Annotated in this window: 17 protein-coding genes; 8 read left to right on the plus strand and 9 right to left on the minus strand. The window is 72.8% G+C overall.

Going from position 1 to position 17,599, the window contains the following annotated elements:
* Positions 1-12: 12 nt before the first annotated feature.
* Positions 13-2,076: a SpoIIE family protein phosphatase gene (locus tag ACGFR7_RS25310; protein WP_393323446.1), complete on the minus strand. Its 2,064-nt coding sequence runs from the start codon at positions 2,074-2,076 to the stop codon at positions 13-15.
* A gap of 207 nt (positions 2,077-2,283) precedes the next feature.
* On the opposite strand from ACGFR7_RS25310, the gene ACGFR7_RS25315 reads away from it, so the two are divergent.
* The 6 genes from ACGFR7_RS25315 to ACGFR7_RS25340 all read left to right on the plus strand — a co-directional run bounded on the left by ACGFR7_RS25315 (position 2,284) and on the right by ACGFR7_RS25340 (position 7,144).
* Positions 2,284-3,153 carry a TetR family transcriptional regulator C-terminal domain-containing protein gene (locus ACGFR7_RS25315; RefSeq protein ID WP_393323449.1) on the plus strand — a complete coding sequence of 290 codons (870 nt, stop codon included), beginning with the start codon at positions 2,284-2,286 and terminating at the stop codon, positions 3,151-3,153.
* Positions 3,154-3,277: 124 nt separating this feature from the next.
* The gene (locus ACGFR7_RS25320; RefSeq protein WP_393323452.1) at positions 3,278-4,165 is read left to right on the plus strand and encodes a 3-keto-5-aminohexanoate cleavage protein; all 888 of its coding nucleotides are present in this window, start codon (positions 3,278-3,280) and stop codon (positions 4,163-4,165) included.
* A 109-nt stretch (positions 4,166-4,274) separates the two neighbouring features.
* Positions 4,275-5,264: a 3-hydroxyacyl-CoA dehydrogenase NAD-binding domain-containing protein gene (locus ACGFR7_RS25325; protein ID WP_393323454.1), complete on the plus strand. Its 990-nt coding sequence runs from the start codon at positions 4,275-4,277 to the stop codon at positions 5,262-5,264.
* Complete coding sequence (locus ACGFR7_RS25330) at positions 5,261-5,743, plus strand: thioesterase family protein (RefSeq protein WP_393323457.1); 483 nt, start codon at positions 5,261-5,263, stop codon at positions 5,741-5,743. Before ACGFR7_RS25325 ends, ACGFR7_RS25330 begins: the two co-directional genes overlap by 4 nt.
* 198 nt (positions 5,744-5,941) lie before the next feature.
* On the plus strand, positions 5,942-6,274 hold the full coding sequence (locus ACGFR7_RS25335; protein WP_393323459.1) for a DUF427 domain-containing protein: 333 nt from the start codon (positions 5,942-5,944) through the stop codon (positions 6,272-6,274).
* Between the two features lie 204 nt (positions 6,275-6,478).
* Positions 6,479-7,144, plus strand: a complete 666-nt coding sequence (locus ACGFR7_RS25340; protein ID WP_393323547.1) for a DUF309 domain-containing protein — start codon at positions 6,479-6,481, stop codon at positions 7,142-7,144.
* A gap of 92 nt (positions 7,145-7,236) precedes the next feature.
* Here the strand turns inward: ACGFR7_RS25340 and ACGFR7_RS25345 are convergent, their stop codons facing one another.
* The 6 genes from ACGFR7_RS25345 to ACGFR7_RS25370 form a co-directional block, all read right to left on the minus strand.
* Positions 7,237-8,400: a D-alanyl-D-alanine carboxypeptidase family protein gene (locus ACGFR7_RS25345; protein ID WP_393323462.1), complete on the minus strand. Its 1,164-nt coding sequence runs from the start codon at positions 8,398-8,400 to the stop codon at positions 7,237-7,239.
* Positions 8,401-8,609: 209 nt separating this feature from the next.
* Complete coding sequence (locus tag ACGFR7_RS25350) at positions 8,610-9,845, minus strand: cytochrome P450 (protein ID WP_393323464.1); 1,236 nt, start codon at positions 9,843-9,845, stop codon at positions 8,610-8,612.
* A gap of 181 nt (positions 9,846-10,026) precedes the next feature.
* Complete coding sequence (locus ACGFR7_RS25355) at positions 10,027-11,247, minus strand: MAB_1171c family putative transporter (RefSeq protein WP_393323467.1); 1,221 nt, start codon at positions 11,245-11,247, stop codon at positions 10,027-10,029.
* Complete coding sequence (locus ACGFR7_RS25360) at positions 11,240-11,851, minus strand: hypothetical protein (protein WP_393323550.1); 612 nt, start codon at positions 11,849-11,851, stop codon at positions 11,240-11,242. The genes ACGFR7_RS25355 and ACGFR7_RS25360 overlap by 8 nt, the downstream gene beginning before the upstream one ends.
* Before the next feature lie 79 nt (positions 11,852-11,930).
* A complete protein-coding gene (locus ACGFR7_RS25365; protein WP_393323470.1) occupies positions 11,931-12,419 on the minus strand; it encodes a helix-turn-helix domain-containing protein in 489 nt (162 codons plus the stop codon).
* 184 nt (positions 12,420-12,603) lie between these two features.
* Positions 12,604-13,350: an AraC family transcriptional regulator gene (locus tag ACGFR7_RS25370; protein ID WP_393323473.1), complete on the minus strand. Its 747-nt coding sequence runs from the start codon at positions 13,348-13,350 to the stop codon at positions 12,604-12,606.
* 54 nt (positions 13,351-13,404) lie between these two features.
* Between ACGFR7_RS25370 and ACGFR7_RS25375 the strand changes: the two genes are divergently transcribed.
* Positions 13,405-14,664, plus strand: a complete 1,260-nt coding sequence (locus ACGFR7_RS25375) for an MFS transporter (protein WP_393323476.1) — start codon at positions 13,405-13,407, stop codon at positions 14,662-14,664.
* A 135-nt stretch (positions 14,665-14,799) separates the two neighbouring features.
* On the opposite strand, the gene ACGFR7_RS25380 is transcribed toward ACGFR7_RS25375, so the two are convergent.
* Positions 14,800-15,048 carry a hypothetical protein gene (locus ACGFR7_RS25380; protein WP_393323479.1) on the minus strand — a complete coding sequence of 83 codons (249 nt, stop codon included), beginning with the start codon at positions 15,046-15,048 and terminating at the stop codon, positions 14,800-14,802.
* A gap of 192 nt (positions 15,049-15,240) precedes the next feature.
* Positions 15,241-16,092: a helix-turn-helix transcriptional regulator gene (locus ACGFR7_RS25385; RefSeq protein WP_393323482.1), complete on the minus strand. Its 852-nt coding sequence runs from the start codon at positions 16,090-16,092 to the stop codon at positions 15,241-15,243.
* Between the two features lie 162 nt (positions 16,093-16,254).
* Between ACGFR7_RS25385 and ACGFR7_RS25390 the strand changes: the two genes are divergently transcribed.
* Positions 16,255-17,445 (plus strand): MFS transporter, encoded by a 1,191-nt coding sequence (locus ACGFR7_RS25390; RefSeq protein ID WP_393323485.1) that lies wholly within the window; start codon positions 16,255-16,257, stop codon positions 17,443-17,445.
* The last annotated feature ends 154 nt before the right edge of the window (positions 17,446-17,599 follow it).

The following is a 17,599-nucleotide window of genomic DNA, read 5'->3' on the forward strand; positions in this document are numbered from 1 at the left end:
ACGCCTTCCCGGTCAGGAGCAGTTGAACTCGCACCATACGCACTTTCCGCTGCCGCGCGGTTCCACACCCCAGACATCGGCCAGGCGGTCCACGAGCAGCAGCCCGCGGCCGGAGACACCGGCCTCCCCCGGCTCGCGGCGCCGCGGCAGACTGCTGGAGTGGTCCTCGACCTCCAGCCGCAGCAGCCGCCCGACGCTGTGCGGCATGCGGATGTTGACCACGGCCTCGCCGTCGGTGTGCAGCAGCGCATTGGTGATCAGCTCGTCGGCGACCAGCTCGATCTCCTCGGATCGCTCCGCCGCGCCCCAGGCGCGTACCGCGGCCCGGATCATGTGCCGGGCAGCGGAGAGGCCTTCGGGGTCGGCGGGCGCGATGTGCTGGCGGAAGCGTCCGACGATGTCGTGTTCGGGGGCACCGAGGCGGCGGAGCAGAAGCAGCGCCATATCGTCCTCGCCGGTCCGCTCGTCCGCCGACTCGCACAGCCGGTCGGCGAGTTGCTGGACGTCATGGGGGCCCTGGCGGACCTCGCGGGCCAGGTGGCGCATCCCGTCGTCGAGGTCGGTGCCGGGCTGTTCGACGATGCCGTCGGTGCACAGCAGCAGGGTGTCGCCGGGGGCGAGCAGGACGGTGGTGACCGGGTAGTCGAGCCGCCGGAATTCGGAGGCGATACCGAGCGGCAGCCCGCCGGCCACCGGCAGCCTGCGGCAGATCCCTTCGGCGTGCCGCAGCAGCGGGTCGATATGGCCGGCCCGGACGATCCGGGCAGCGCCGGTGCTCAGATCCGCGTCGACGTAGATGCAGGTCGCGAAGCGGTCGGTGTCGAGCTCGTTGAGGAAGGCGGAGGCGCGGGCCATGACGGTGGCCGGGGCGTGCCCTTCGGAGGCGTAGGCGCGCAGCACGATGCGCAGCTGGCCCATGAGCGCGGCGGCCTGGGTGTCGTGGCCCTGGACGTCGCCGATGACGGCGGCGACCCGGCCGTCGGGCAGCGGAATCACGTCGTACCAGTCGCCGCCGATGTCCCGGCCCATCCGGGCGGAGCGGTAGCGGACGGCGATCTGCGCACCGGCGACGCCGGGGATCCGGCGCGGCAGCATGGCCTGCTGGAGACCGGCGGCGAGATCGTGTTCCTGGTCGTAGAGCATGGCGCGGGCCAGGCTCTGCGCGATGCTGCTGCCGAGCGCCACCAGGACGTTGCGCTCCTGGTCACGGAAGTCGCTCTCCCGCTCGAAGAAGAGGCCGATCACGCCGATCGGGCGGCCCTGTGCGATCAGTGGCAGGTAGGCCGCCGAGTGGACGTTGAGCGGCTCGATGGCCGGCCACAGCCGTGGGTAGTTGCGCTTGAATTCCGCGCGGCTGCCCACATAACGCGGAGTGAGGGTGCGGACCACTTCGCTCATCGGGAATTCGTCCCCCACCCGGGTGTACTCGAGATCGGGTACGAAGCTGCCCGCCTTGCCCTCGGAGACCAGCCGGATGCGCCCCGCCTCGACCAGCCCGAGGATCACGTTCTCGGCACCCAGCCGGCTCAGCCCCTGCTCGTCGGCGAGCACGGCGATCACTTCGCCGACCGTTCTGGCGTGTGCCAGGGCGGCGGTGGTGCGCTCGACGACGCTGGTGTGCCGGCGGCGCTCCTCGTCGACGGCGAGCCGCTCCGCCGCATGGGTGTATTCGTGGCTGGCGTCGCGGACCACGCCGATGATGCGGCGTGGCCTGCCGGTGCCGTCCCGGCGGATGCTGCCCTGACTGTGGGTCCAGCGCAGCTCGCCGTCGCGCAGCCGGACCCGGAAGTAGGCGCCGTAGGAGTCGCTGCCGTCCTTGAGCGCCCGTGCGACCAGGGCGTCCAGGCGGGCCGCCTCATGGGCCGGGACGCGGCAGCCGAGCGTGGCCGGACGGTCGTCGTACTCCTCCGGCAGCATGTCGAACACCTCGAGGGCGGGCGCGTCCATGTGCATCAGCCCGCTGTCGAGGTCCCAGTCGAAGCCGCCCATGCCGTTGAGGGCCAGGGTCAGGTCCGGGTGGGCGGGCCAGTCGTCCGGCACCGACACGGTGGGCCTCTTCGCTCCCCGGTCAGCCATGTCGTCACTTTGCCACATTCACCCGGATTGCGGCGGGTCCGGCCGCTTCCCCCTCCCCCGCTTCGGCGGCCTCGGCCATCGCACTGACTCATCCATCAGTTCTCCCGCAACACCTTCCCTCGAAGCCCACTGGGCCCGCACATTCCCGGGACTTCGCTCTCGCCGATCCGTTGCGATGTTCTCAACGCGCTGTTACGGTCCCTGACCATGAAGGACACCGCCGGAACCCGGGTCACCGACGACGCCGGAGAGGTCACGGACCGTGTCCGTGAGGTGATCGGCCGGATCGGCTGCAGCCACCGCGAATTCGCCCGCCGGATCGTGATGGACCCGTCGAAACTGTCCAGGTCACTGGGGGGCACCCGGCGTTTCACCCTGGCCGAGATCGTCCGTATCGCCGACATCGGCGAGGTCGGCACGGGCTGGCTGCTCGGCGCCCCCGAGCGGCCCTCGGCAGCGCCGGACCGCGCGCCGGCGGCCGTCCCCGAGGGCGGCCGGCCGCTGCAGATCGTGCGGGAGACCGTCCGGCTGATCGCCGAGCACGGCTTCCACGGCGTACGGGTCGCCGATATCGCCGCCGCCTGCGGTACCAGCCCGGCCGCGGTGCACTACCACTTCCCCGGCCGTGACGAGCTGCTGGAGGCGGCCGTGCGCTGGTGCATGGACGAGGACACCGAACGCCGCGCCGCGGGCCTGGCCGCGGCCCCCGACGCCCGCGGCGAGCTGCTGCATCTGATCGCGCTGCAGACGCCGCGCTCCGAGCAGCAGCGCCGGCAGTGGCTGGTCTGGCTCGATCTGTGGGCCCAGGCCGCCCGCTCCACCGCCGTGGGGCGGCTGCACGAGCACTACTACCGGCAGTGGCGCACCACCGTCGCCGACGTCGTGCGCCGCGGCGTCGGCCAGGGCGTCTTCCGCGCCGTCGATCCGGAGTTCGCCGCGCTGCGGCTGACCGCCCTGATCGACGGCCTGGCCACCCAGGTGCTCGCCACCGCGCCGGACAGCACCGGCCCCGACACCATGCACGCCGCCCTGCTCGCCTTCGTCGACAGCGAACTCACCGCCGCCCCCGCCGGCTGAGGGCGCCGCTCCCCCGCCGCCCACCCGCCGATCCCCTACCGCTCACCCGCCGCCCACCGGACCGGGCCCCGAGACACACCACAAGGCACGACACGAGGCACGACACCCCATCGAAGGGACCCCCGTGAACAACGAGGTCATCATCACCTGCGCGCTCACCGGCGCCGGCGACACCGTCCACCGCTCCCCGCACGTCCCCGTGACGCCCGAGCAGATCGCCGCGTCGGCCGTCGAGGCGGCCTCCGCGGGCGCCGCGGTGGTGCACATCCACGTACGCGACCCCGGGACCGGCGCCCCGTCGCGCGACCCGCGGCTGTACGCCGAGGTGGTCGAGCGGATCAAGGAGACCGGCACCGACGTCGTCATCAACCTCACCGCGGGTATGGGCGGCGACCTGGTGATCGACCCCGCCCGGCCGCTCCGGCAACTGCCCGGTACGGACCTGGTGAGCGGCCTGGAGCGGCTGCCGCACGTCGAGGAACTGCTGCCCGACATCTGCACCTTGGACTGCGGCTCCCTCAACTTCGGCGACGGCTCCAACCTCTACGTCTCCACCCCCGACATGCTGCGGGCGGGCGCCCGGCGCATCCAGGAGCTCGGGGTACGGCCCGAGTTGGAGATCTTCGACACCGGTCAGCTCTGGTTCGCCAAGCGGCTGCTGGCCGAGGGGCTGCTGGACGACCCGACGGTCTTCCAGCTGTGCATGGGCATCCCGTGGGGCGCGCCGGCCGACCCGGGCGTCCTGCAGTCGATGGTGAACCTGCTGCCCGAGGGCGCCCAGTGGGCGAGCTTCGCGCTCGGCCGCATGCAGATGCCGTGGGTCGCCCAGTCGATCCTCCTCGGCGGCCATGTACGGGTCGGCCTGGAGGACAACCTCTACCTCAGCAAGGGCGTCAAGGCCACCAACGGCCAGCTCGTCGAACGCGCCGTCCGGATCACCGAGTTGCTGGGAGCCACGGTCGCCACCCCCGACCGGGCACGTGCCCGCCTGGGCCTCAAGCCGCGCGGCTGAGCGCCCCTCGCCTTCCCTTCCCTCGCCTTCCCTTCCTCGCCTTGCCTTCCTCGCTCCGCCTCTGCGTCTCTCCCCTTCTCCCCTCCTCTCCACCAGGAGTCGCTTCCCCATGCCCGAAACCACCCCCGCAGCCTGTGCCCCCTGTGCCCCCTGTGCCCCCGAGGACGTACGCCGTATCGCCTGTATCGGCGCCGGAGTGATCGGCGGCGGCTGGGTCGCCCACTTCCTCGCCCGCGGCTACGACGTCGCCGCCTGGGACCCGGCCGACGACGCCGAGGACAAGCTCCGCCGCCTGGTTGCCGCCGCCTGGCCCGCGCTGGAACAGATAGGCCTGGCCGACGGCGCCTCGCCGGACCGGCTGACCCTCGCCCCCACCCTCACCGAGGCGGTCGCCGACGCCGACTTCGTCCAGGAAAGCGCCCCCGAGAACCTGGAGTTGAAGCGTTCCCTGCTCGCCGAGCTCGCCGCCGCGACCCGGCCCGGCGTGGTCATCGCCTCCTCCACCTCCGGCTACCCGATGACCGATATGCAGACGGCGGCCGAGGACGCCGGCCGCCTGGTCGTCGGCCACCCCTTCAACCCGCCGTACCTCATCCCGCTGGTCGAGGTCGTCGGCGGCGAGCGGACCGACCAGGAGGCCGTCGCCTGGGCCTCGCGCTTCTACGACCTGGCGGGCAAGTCCGTGATCACCATGGACCGCGAGCTGCCCGGTTTCATCGCCAACCGCCTCCAGGAAGCACTCTGGCGCGAGGCGCTGCACATGGTCGCGAACGGCGAGGCCTCGGTCGAGGACATCGACGCCTCGATCACCGAGGGCCCGGGGCTGCGCTGGGCCTTCATGGGCCCCTGTCTGACCTTCGCGCTGGCCGGCGGCGAGGGCGGGATGGCCCATATGCTCGACCACTTCGGCCCGTCCCTGAAGTCGCCGTGGACCCGGCTGGCGGCTCCCGAGCTGGACCGCGAGCTGCGCGGCGCCATGGTCGGCGGGTGTGCGGAGGCGGCGGGCGGCCGTACGTACGCGGACCTGGTCGCCGAACGCGACCAGGGCGTCATCGACGTCCTGCGCGCCACGGGCCGGCTGGGGAGCACCCGCCGATGACCGCCGACACCGCGGGCGGCCTCCCGCTCTTCCACCAGACCGTCCGGGACGACTGGATCGACTACAACGGCCACCTCAGCGAGGCCTACTACGTCCTGGTCTTCGGCTTCGCCACCGATGCCCTGATGGACGCGGCCGGCCTCGACGCGGCCTACCGGGGCCGTACCGGCTGCTCCCTGTACACGGTCGAGGCCCACGTCCGGTATCTCCACGAGGTCGCCCGCGGCAGCGAACTCACCGTCCGTACGACCGTGCTGGGCGTGGACGACGGGAAACTGCGCCTCGTCCACGAGATGTTCACCGGTGCGCCGTCGGGCTCGGCGGTGGCCACCGAGGAGCTGTTCGCCCTGCATGTCGACCAGGCCGCCGGGAGCGCGGCACCCCTGCCCGACGCGAGCCGGGAGTACTTCGCCGGGCTCCTGGCTCCGGCGCCCCCATGGGCGGGCAACGGGATCCGCGCGGTGCAGCCGCGCCGGTGAGGACGACCGCAGGCACGGCCGGGACGACGCCGTGGCCCCCCGGCCGTGCCTCCGCCACACACCTCCGTCATCTACCTCCGCCGCACCCCGCCGCCATGCCCCTCCGCCACGTGCCTCCGCCGGCCGGGCCCGCCCCATCGTTGCGGTGCCATCCTGGAAGGAGCGAGGATCTTCACCACTCACCGAGGGGAAGCCACCATGACCGCCACCAAGGGCCATCACATCGAGGTCAGGCAGGGCACCGACCGAGTCCGCGTCACGGTCGACGGCCGGTTGCTGGCCGACAGCCGCCGCCCGCTCCTCCTCCAGGAGACCGGCTACCCCGTGCGCTACTACCTCCCGCCCGAGGACGTCCGCACCGACCTGCTGACGCCGTCCGAGACGCACACCGTCTGCCCCTTCAAGGGCACCGCCTTCTACTGGTCGCTTCCCGACGGGCCGGAGGACATCGCATGGGCCTACCCGGAACCACGCCCCGAGGTGGCGCGGATCAAAGATCACTTCTGCTTCTACGAGGTCGACCCGGACTGAGCCGGGAGCGGGTCGGGCACCCCTCCCGCGCCGCGGGACCCGCGCACGGCGCACAATCGAAGGGTGAATGACGCGGAGCGACCCCACGACGAGCCCGGCACCTCCCGCGAGCCCGGCACCTCCCGCGAGCCCGGCGCGCTTGCGCCGCACGAGGGCGGCGACCCGGCCTGCTGGCTGGACCAGGTGTGCGACGCCTGCGGCCGGATCCGCGAACGGCCCCGCAGCGCGGTCTGCGAACACTGCGGGGCCGGGCCCGACGGCACGACGACGGAGGCGGCGCCGAGCGCGGCGGGCCCATCCGCCGCCGGCCGGCGGGCCCCCCGCCGGGATCGCGACGAGGAGGGCCGGGCCCGCAACGCCCGCCCGCGCGACGGCCTCGGCCGGCCGTTGCCGTACGGCTCCCCGGGCGTGGCACGGCAGCCGGAGGGGGTGCCCCGTACGCCCGCGCAGTCGCTGGCCGAGGCTCAGCGACTGCTCGACGAGGGGATGCCGTTCCACGCCCATGAGGTACTGGAGGACGCCTGGAAGGCGGCTCCGGAGGCGGAGCGGGAGCTGTGGCGGGGGCTCGCCCAGCTCGCGGTGGGCCTCACCCATGCGGCGCGTGGCAATGCCGTGGGCGGCACGGCACTGCTCGACCGGGGTGCGGCGGCCATCGCGCCGTATGCGGACGCCGCCCCCTACGGGATCGATATCGCGGGACTGGTGTCGTGGGCCGGGGAGCTGACCGGACGGCTGACCGGCACCGGGGAGGCCGTACCGGCGGCACGGACCGCGCCCCGGCTGTGCGCCACCGGGCAGGGCACCGGGAACGACACCGGGAACCGCCCCACCGGCAACAGGACCGGCGACCGCCCCGGCGCGGGCGGCTGACGCCGGGCTCCGCCGGGACGAGCGGAGCCACGGGCCCGGGCCGGCCGCTACCCGCTACCGGCCACCGGCCACCGGCCACCGGCCCAAAGGGTCTACGCCGCCCGTTGCCTGCGGCGCCCGCGAGCCTGGCGCCACCGGCCGAGCAGAGCGCCCAGCCCGAGGGCCGCGACGCCGGCGCCGCCCGCGCCCAGGACGAGGGTGGAGCGCCTGGGCTGACCGCCGTGTGCCGCGGCCCCGGTGATGTCGGCGGCCACCGGGCGAAGCGGCGCACCGCCGTCGTCGGGGGTGCGCACGGCGTGCAGGGTGCCCACCGGCTGGGCCTTTCCTGCGGTGTCGAAGCCCCAGTCCAGCAGCGAACCGGCCTCCTTGTAGACGGCGTTGCTCACGTTCGACTGCGGGTTCAGCACGGTGACCAGCAGGGTGCGGCCGTTCCGCCGGGCGGCGGCGATCAGGGTGTTGCCGGCCTTGCTGGTGTAGCCGTTCTTGACGCCGATGATGCCGGGGTAGCGGGACAGCCCGTGCGAGCCCACCAGTATCCGGTTGGTGTTCTCGATCATCGAGGTGCCGCCGGGGCCGGGGAAGGCAGCACGGCTGGTGGCGCAGTAGCGGGCGAAGTCGTCGTTGGCGAGTCCGGCGCGGGCGAAGACGGTCAGGTCGTACGCCGAGGACACCTGGCCGGGTGCGTCATAGCCGTCCGGGGACTTGACGGTGGTGTCGCGCGCTCCGAGTTTGCGGGCGGTCTCCTGCATCTCCTGTGCAGTGGTCCGCCAGCCGCCGTTCATCGCGGCCAGCACGTGCACCGCGTCGTTGCCGGAGCGCAGGAAGACCCCGCGCCACAGGTCGGCGACGGTGTAGCGGCGCCCCTCCCTGACGCCGACGACACTGCTGCCGGCCCCGATGCCCTTCAGGTCCGCCGAGCTGACCCGGCGTACGGAGCCGGACGGGAACTTCGGCAGGACGGTGACCGCGAACAGCGTCTTGAGGGTGCTGGCCGGGGGGAGCTTGCGGTGGGCGTTCTTCGCGGCCAGCACGCTGCCGGTGTCCGCGTCGGCCACCATCCAGGACAGGGCGGACAGACCACCGGGCAGCCTCGGTGCGCCGGGGGCGGCGACGGCCTGCACCCCGGCACCGGCCGCGGCGGGCTGACGCGCCGTCGAGCCGTGTGCCGTGGCCGGTATGGACGTCAGCGATACACCGGCGACGGCGATCAGTGTCATCGCCGCTGCCTTCTGGGACACTCGCGCGTCAATTGCCATGCCGACACGCTAAGAAGCGGTGCCGCGGCCCGCAGCACAGTTGAGCCAGACGGACCACGCGGTGTACCGCGCACCCGGCGTGTCGCAACTGCAACGGCTGCAAAGAAGGACCCGCCCGGTGCGACGGGGGATGCACACCGGGCGGGTCTCAGAGACCTTTCTACCTCATGAGCGAACGGTTATGCCTCAAAAACTTGTTCGTTCGCCGTTCAGAAGGCGACGGGGAGCGAAATCAGGCCACGTGACCGCAGGGACCGCCGATGCCGCAAATCGCCACGCGGGACGTCCAGACGCAGCCCAGGGAAGCGGTCGAGGAGCGCTTCCAGGGCAATGGCCGCCTCCATACGGGCCAGCGGGGCACCGAGGCAGTAGTGGATGCCGTGTCCCAGCGCGAGGTGCCCCGAGAGGTCCCGGCCGCGGTCGAAAGTGTCCGGATCCGCAAAGCGCGCCGGGTCGCGGTTCGCGGACGCTATCGACAGCAACACGCTCTCCCCGGCCGCGATCCGTACGCCACCGATCTCCACGTCCTCCTTGGGAAAGCGGCGGAGCGCCAGCGGGCCGGGCCCGTCGTAGCGAAGGAACTCCTCCACGGCGGCGGGCAGTTCGGCCGGATGGTGCTGCAGCCGGCGGAGCTGGTCGGGGTGGTCGAGCAGGGTGAGCACGGCATTGCCGATGAGGTGGACGGTGTTCTCGTATCCGCCGAAGAGGATGAGGAAGGCGAGCGAGGTCAGTTCGTCCTCGCTGAGCCGCTCGCTCCCCTCCCCGCCCGCTTCCCCGGCGCCCGGCTCATCGCGTACCGCGATCAGGTCCGAGAGCAGATCGTCGCCCGGCTCCGCGCGCTTGGCGGCGATCAGGCCGGTGTAGAACTCCAGCATCGCCCCGACCGCCTCCTTCATCGCCTCCGGGCGGTTCGGATCCGGTGTGATGAGCGCGTCCGACCAGGCCAGGAAGTCGCGGCGGTCACGGTGCGGAATGCCGAGCAGATCGCAGATCACGGTGATCGGCAGCGGCCCCGCATAGTCGGCGATCAGCTCCGCACGGCCCCGCTCCGCCATCGCGTCCAGCAGTTCGTCGGCGATTTTCCGTACGGGCGCCCGCAGCGCCTCGATCCGGCGCGGGGTGAAGGCCTTGGCCACCAGACGCCGGATCCGTGTGTGGTCCGGGGGGTCCATGTTCGCCATGTTGGCGTCCAGCGCGGGCGGCAGCGAGAACCCGCGGTAGCCGCCGGGCGCGGCGTGGCGCTTGTCCAGGGAGAGCCGGGGGTCGGCGAGACCCCGGCGGACGTCGTCGTAGCGGGTCACCAGCCAGGCGGGGTTGCCGTCGGGGCCGGTGATCCGGTGGACCGGCCCGGCTTCGCGCAGCGCGGCGTAGGTGGCGTACGGATCGTCGAGGAGCGGCGTCACGTCGAGGGGGGCATCGGGTCCGGTATCGGCGGTGTTCGGCATGATCCCGACCTTAGGCCCTTACCGCCCTGCGTCTTGCGGCAGGCCGGGGCCGGCCCGCCCAAGTCCCCTCCCCCGCACGCCGGCTGACGGCGGCGGCACCGATCCGCCGGACCGGTGCCGCCTGGGTGGTTCGGGCGGCCCGGACCCCCGTACCGGGCCACCCCGTCTGTGTGGTGCTTCCTCAGTTGCGCGCCAGTGCGCTCCGCTGCCTCAACTCGGTGAGCACGGTCTCGATCAACGGCGAATGGTAGACGTCCGCGACCAGGGCCAAGTGCTCGTACTCCGCCGCGAGTTCGACGGGTTCCGTGCCGCTGGAGACCACCACGCTGTCGGCCCCGTGGGCGGGGACATGGCCCACCGCGCGGTTCTCCAGACCACGGCGGAGTGCGGCGGCCTCCGCGACGGCGGCCAGCTGCCGGTCGTCCAGGGCGACCGCCCGGGCGCGTTCACGGGCGATGTCGAGGGCGTCGGACTCCACATGGCGGCGGATGCCGCGCTGTACGTCCCGGATCTCGGCCATCTGGCGGTTGGCCCGCCACTCCAGGTCCGCGAACGGCCACCGTACGGCCCACGCCGAGGCCTCCATCGTGACCTCCGGGGAGCGGGCGGTGACGGTCCGCCAGAGCGGGGAGAGCCGGCGCAGCCGGCGCCAGGCGGCGACCCGGGGGCCGGCCGCCGGCAGCGCGAATCCGGCGAGGACCATGAGCGCCGCGACCGAGGCGCTGAGCGGGGCCACCCCGTTGGAGAGCCACAGCGCCGGGTGGCCCGTCCAGGACAGGACGAAGCCGATGACCTTGCAGCCGCAGTAGCCCAGGCCGAGCCAGCAGCCGGCGGCCAGCAACCGCAGACCGCGGGCCAGATACGTCGTGCCGAGCCGGGCGGCGAGCCGCGGGCAGAGCGTCCCCAGGGCTGCCGAGCTCAGGCCGAAGATGGCCAGATACAGCACCAGGAAGAGCATGACTCCGGGTGAGTCGGTGTAGGCGGTGCTGAAGTCGCGGGGGTGCTCGACGGCGTCCGGCCTGCCGACCGCGAATCCGGTGACCGCCACCGCCCACAGCGCGGCCACGGCCCCGACGGCGGCGCGCGCTCTGGTGCGCGCACGGGCCCGCGCGGCCGCGCCCTCGCCCGCCGTCCAGCGCAGCAGCAGTACCAGCGCGCCCGCGGCGAACACCACGACGGAGGAGTACAGGAAGACCATGGCGAGGTTGGCGACGCCGGCCAGCCGGTCGAAGGCGCGGTAGAGGCTCGGCGCGGAGAAGAGGAAGACCGTGGCCACGCCACCGGTCATCACACAGGCCAGTCCCAGGTCGGCATTGCTGCGGTCGCGGAACCAGGCCAGGGACTTGTACCCGACGATCGCCCAGGCCGCCACGCCGAACGACAGATAGATGACGTCAAACACGCGGACCCCCGTCCCCCGCCGCGTCCGCACCGACACCGTCGTGGCCCGCACCGCCGGACGGCGCTTCCTCCCGCCGCCTGAGGTGCTGCAGCGCGGGCCCGAGCGCCGCCGCGAGCTCGGCCGCCTGCCCCTCCAGGGGGAGTTCGTGCTCGTCGGCGGACGGCGCCACCCGTTCCATCAGCAGCGTGCCGAGCACTTCGGTCTCCCGCTCGGCGAGGTTGTCATAGCCGTGGTGCCGCGCGAAGCCCATGGTCAGTCCCATGCGCCGCATGGCGGTGGCCACATCGACCGAGGGCGTCCACAGCTTCAGCGCGTCCTCGGTGACCGCGGGGTCCTGGCCGTGCCCCAGAAGGAGATGGCTCAGTTCGTGCAGCACGATGTGGGCCTGGTGCCAGGGGGAGGTCTTCAGTTCGTAGAAGACCCAGTAGCCGTCGTCGGTGACGGCCGTCATCCCCGAGACCACCCCGCCCAGGCTCATCGGCACCAGATGGACGGGCCGCGCCACCCGTGCGGCGACGATCTCGCACATCCCCCGTAGGTCGGTTGTGGCGGGCAGCGCCAGCTCCTTGATGAGCCGCTTGCACCGCCTGCGTATCTGCCCCACTCGCATGCTCGTCCCGTCCTCGTGTCCGGCCCGCTGCCAGGAAGCGAAAATCCGGCCGCGCTCAGCGGTCCGCGTCGGATCACTCACCGTTTTGGTCACCGCCCTGCTCCGGCGGATCGGCCGGCAGGTTCATCTGCTGCCGGAACTGCGAGATGATCGTCGTCAGGCTGTCCTGCACCTCCGGCGGCAGCCCCACGGAGCGCAGCGCGATGGCGCGCACCCGCTGGTCCCGCATGGCGGCGAGGAAGCGGACCTCTTCCTCCACCCGTGCGGCCTGCGGCTGCGAGAGGTCCCCCAGCAGATAACCGACCGGCACGGCAAAGAACTTGGACAGCGCGCGCAGCAGCTCAGGGCTCGGGTTCGTACGCCGGCCGTTGCGCAGCATCGACAGATACTGCTCGGTGACCTTGACGCCGCCGTACTCCCCGTCCCCGGCGCTGATCTCCTCGGCCACAAAGGCGTTGGTATACGGGGCCCCCGGCGGATGCATATTCGCGAAGAGGTGGCTCAGCCGCTCCGCGAGCGTGCTGCCCGCCTCGTCGGACCGGCCGTCGTCCCCCACGCTCATGCCCACCGTCCCCCATCGATCGGCCCCAACGAACAGTTAAGGCCCCGTCACCGCCGCTCTCATCCTGGCACGGGGGGTACGCGGCGCACCAGTCCACTTACGGACAGTAGGGACCGCACCGGCTTAACCGGGAGTTGAGCTGGATTTGAGGTTCGCCGGCGGCAGGGCCGGCCGGACCGCGTGGCTACCCCCGGCGGTGGTGAGTGCCCGGGGTGTATCCGTAGGCACGGCGGAAGACATCGATGAAGGCACTGGTGGAGGACCAGCCGCAGCGACGGGCGACGGTGGTGACGGGTGTGCCGTCGGCGAGCATCCTGAGGGCGTGATACAGGCGCAGTTGGGTGCGCCACTGGGGGAAGGTCATCCCGAGTTCGGAGCGGAAGAGGCGGCTGAGAGTGCGTTCCCCGGTATGCGTGTGGGCACCGAGCTCGGTGAGGGTGCGGGGGTCGGCGGGGTTGTCGTGCAGGAGGGCGCAGGCCGCGGCCAGCCGCGGATCGGCCGGCGAGGGGAGCTGAACGGGCTGCTGCGGTGAGGCGCGGAGCTGATCGAGGAGAACGGCGCGCAGTCGGCGGCGCTCCGGGCCGCTCCCGGTGGGCTCGCAGGTGTAGGCGAGGATCAGCTCGCGCAGGAGGGGGCTGACGGCCAGGACGGTGGGCGCGTCCAGACGCAGGGGGTTGTCGCCGACGGGCAGGCCGAGGGTGTGCAGATCGAGGTGGCCGTAGGCGCGGTGGGCGTGGACGGTACCGGCGGGGACCCAGATGGCGCGGGTACCGGGGGCGAACCAGGTGCCGGCGTCGGTGGTGACGGCCAGGACGCCGGAGCCCGCGTAGACGATCTGGTGGTTGTCATGGCGGTGGGCGTCGATGCGTTCACCGGCCGCCAGCGCCAGCGTGTGGGTCGGCGCGGCAGGCGTGTGGCGGATATTCGGCATACCTTGGCACTTTATCGGAAGCGGGACAGCCGGCGCGGCGGTGACGATCGGGAAATGTCCACCATCCAGCCACGGGCTCGCTCCACCACATCCCTCAAACTGCTGTCACTGAGCCACGCCTGCGTGGACGTCTACCAGGGCGCCGTGGCCGCGCTCGTGCCGTTCTTCCTCTCCGAGCGGGCGTACACCTACGCCGCGGCCTCCGGCATCGTCCTGGCCGCCTCCCTGCTCTCCTCGGTGGCGCAGCCGCTGTTCGGCGCGCTGACCGACCGGCGGGCGATGCCCTGGCTGCTGCCCGTGAGCGCCCTGACCGCGGGCGTCGGTGTCGCCCTCAGCGGCATCGGCGGTTCCTACGCGCTGACCCTGGCCGTCGTCGCCGTCGCCGGTATGGGGGTTGCGGCCTACCACCCCGAGTCCGCCCGCGTCGCCCGTATCGCGAGCCGCGGCAGCCACACCGCGATGGGCCTGTTCTCCCTCGGCGGCAACATCGGCTTCGCGACCGCGCCGCTGATGGTCTCCGCCGTGATCGCCACCGGTGGTCTGCGCGCCTCGCCCCTGCTGGTCGTCCCGGCCCTGGCGGGCGCCGCCCTGTGCGTGGCCGCACTGCGGACCGCCGGCCTCCCCGCCACGGCCGCAACCACCGCCTCCACCGGAGGCCGTCCGGCGGCCAGGGACGACTGGCCGGCCTTCCTCAGGATGTCCGGCGCCGTCGTGTGCCGCTCGATCGTCTTCGTCGGCCTGAGCGCCTTCCTCTCCCTGTATGCCCGCCAGCGCACCGGAGGAGGGGAGTTCGCGGGCACCGCGGCCCTGTTCGTGCTCTACCTCGGCGGCGCGATCGGCACCGTCGCCGGAGGCCGGCTCGCCACCCGTTACGGCCGTATCACGGTGGTCCGTTGGTCCTACGCCCTGACCGTCCCCGCCGTCGCCGGCGTGGTCCTGGTCCCCGGCCCGCTCCTGTACCTGTTCACCGCCCTGACCTCGGCCGGCCTGTACGTGCCGTTCTCCCTGCACGTCACCCTCGGCCAGGACTACCTCCCGCGGCGCGTGGGCACCGCCGGCGGCGTCACCCTGGGCCTGACCGTCAGCATCGGCGGCCTCGCCGGCCCGCTCATCGGCGCCGCCGCCGACGCCACCTCCCTGCACACCGCACTCACCCCGCTCATCGCCCTGCCCGCCGTGGGATGGCTGCTGCTGCGCACCCTGCACGAACCAGAGATGCCGGAAAAGGTGTCGGTCCCCGGCCCCGGTTCCGGTCCCGGTCCCGGTCCCGGTCCCGGTCCCCAGGGCAACATCACGCCCGCTTCCCGTTCGTGAGCCGGCCTCCGCCTCGCCGGCCCCCTTCAGGGCGGCCGGCCGGAAGTCCGCCGCGAAGGGCTGGTGGACCCCGCGGATCAGCCCCGACCCACGGCTGCCGCGTCGCATCGCACCCGGGCACGATGCGGACCCCGGTCATGGAGCGGCGACTCCGTAGAACGCCTCGCTGACATAGGGGACTTCGACCCGCCCGCCGTCCGCGTGACGCCCGCACAGCTCGCGCACGCGGTTCAGGAACTCCGGGCCGACGGCGGCGATGGCAGGCTGCGCCTGGGCGGAGGAAGCGCTCATGGTGACGAACTCCTCGACCGGCAGCGGCCGGCGCCACCGGGCCTCGGCTGGTTCGGGGCGGATCCGGGACAGCAGGCCGCCTCCGGTGATCATGTCAAGCAGGAAGGCCGCTGGCGGCACGAAGGCGGCGAGCACCCCGGTGTCGGAGCGGATCTCCCCCGGCCGAGGTCGAGGGCGATCATTGCGCCCTCAGCCGGCCGGGACACAGGTGTGCGGGGCACGGCCTCCGCCCCGCGCCGCCGCTGTACGGCCGGCGCCGCTACGCGGCCCGGCCCGACCGGGCGTTCACCCGTCCCCGGCGAGTCTGCGCACGGCCGCTTCGGCGTCCCGGTCATCGGGCAGGTAGCACAGCAGGTGATGACCGGGCTCGTCGACGGCTGCCAACTTGACGTAGCGCAGGCGGAGTTCGCCTGCCGTGGGATGCCTGAAGTGCCGCACCGCGGGACGGTAGAGCGCCGTCTCCCGCCCGCCGTACCAGCGGGCCGCGTCCGCGTCCTGGGTGATCTCGGCGACGATCTCGCCGTACCGCCGGTCCGCGGGGTGGCGGGCGGCGTTGGCGCGGAACTGCCCCAGCAGATAGCGCGCCTCGGCCTCCCAGTTGACGATCAGGCTGCGAGCGGGAGCCCAGCGGAAGACCAGCCACGGCAGATTGCGCCGCTCGGGCGGCAGTCGCGCGGGGTCGGTCAGCAGCGCCGCGTAACCGGCGTTCCAGGCCAGCAGGTCCCAGTGCGGGTCGATGACCGCGGCCGGGTTCGGCGAGACCGACTCCACCAGCGACAACAGGTTGCGCGAGACCCAGCCCGGCGGCTCCCCGGCCGCTGCCGCGTCCTCGGTGAACGACAGGACGTGCGCGGTCTCCGCCTCATCCAGCCGCAGGGCCCGCGCCACCGACCGCAGCACCTGCTCGGAGGTGCGCACCCGCCCCTGCTCCAGCCACGCGTACCAGGAGCTGCTGATGCCGGCCAGGTCGGCCACCTCGCCGCGGCGCAGCCCCGGGGTGCGGCGCCGCGGCGCCACCGGCAGGCCCAGCTCCGCCGGGGAAAGCCGCTCCCGGCGCGAGCGCAGGAACGCGCCGAGCTCCCGGCGCAGGGCCTGCGCCGTGCCGCCCTCACCGTACGGCCGCTCCGCCCCGCCCACCACGCACTCCCTTCCCCTGTCCGCCGAGCCACGGTGCCCACACAGCGGCGCACGGCAGGGTGTGAGTGATCGTAATCGCTTGGGACGACCATCCGGACGGCCAGGGTGGTGATCTTGAGGGGACCCCGGTACACCCCGGGCACCGAAAGGAGCCGACCGCCCATGTCCACCGCCCCCGCCACCGCGCCCACCACCGCGCTCCCCAACTCCGTCGTCTTATCCGCCCCTTCACTCCGGCTGCTGCGTTCGGCCGGATTCGTCAGCAACTTCGACCGCTTCTGCATCACCCCCATGCTGGTGCTCATCGCAGCCCAACTCGGTGCCGGCATGGCCACGGTGGTGCTCACGGCCAGTGTCTACTTCCTGTGCTACGGCCTGATGCAGCCGGTGTGGGGGCCGGCCAGTGACCGGCTGGGCCGGGTGCGGGTGATGCGGCTCTCGTTGGCGGCGGGCGCGCTCTCCTCACTGCTGTCCGCCCTCGCCCCCGATCTCACGTTCCTGATCGTGGCTCGCGCCCTCGCCGGGGCCTGCTTCGCCGCCTGCGTACCGGCCTCGCTGAGCTACGTCGGTGACGTCGTGCCCGCCGAGGTCCGCCAGCGCCCGCTCAGCGACCTGATGACCGCGTTCTCCCTGGGGACCGCGCTGGGCACCGTGGTGGCCGGGGCACTGGCGCACTACGCCGGCTGGCGCACGGTGTTCCTGCTGCCGGGCCTGGTCGCGGCCTACCTGGCCCGGGCGCTGCGGCACCTGCCCGAACCCGAGCGGGAGCCCGCCGGTTCCCTGCTGGCGCCCTTCCGTATCGTGCTGGGGTCGCGGTGGATGTGGTACGTCATGGCGCTCGCCCTGGCCGAAGGGGCCGTGCTGCTGGGCTTCTTGACGTACCTGGCGCCCGCGCTGGAAGCCCGGGGCGTGCCGACCGCCGTGGCCGGTGCGGTGTCCGCGCTGTACGGCGCGGGGGCCATGGGTTTCGCGCAGGTGGTCAAGAGGCTGGTGGGGCGGTGGAGCCCGGCGGTGCTGATCCTGGCCGGCGGGACGGCGGCGGCCGCGGCCTACGCCGTCGCAGCGACGAGCCGGTCCATCCCGGCACTGGCGGTCACCGCACTGCTGCTGGGCGGCAGTTGGTCGTTCATGCACACCACCTTGCAGTCGTGGGCGATCGCCGTCGCCCCGACGGCCAGGGCCACCGGCGTGGCGATGTTCGGGGTCAGCCTCTACGGCGGCAGCGCCCTCGCCGGCAGCCTGACGGCCACCACGGCGGCCGACCACAGGTACGGGCAGCTCTTCCTGACCGCCCTGTTGCTGACGGTTCCGCTGACCCTCGCGGCGGTGGTGGGGCGCAGCCGGTACCGGTGACCGGAGGACGCCGTGCCGGACGTGCGGCCAGGCAGGCCGCCCCGCCAACCATGATCATCACCGGTAGGGGAAGTCCGAGAGGGATCCGAAAACGGTCAAGAGCCCTGCTTCACTCTCGTGAAACAAGGCTCTGACCTGCGACAATGGAGAGAAC

It is taken from the genome of Streptomyces sp. NPDC048516 (assembly GCF_043199875.1).
GTDB lineage: Bacteria > Actinomycetota > Actinomycetes > Streptomycetales > Streptomycetaceae > Streptomyces.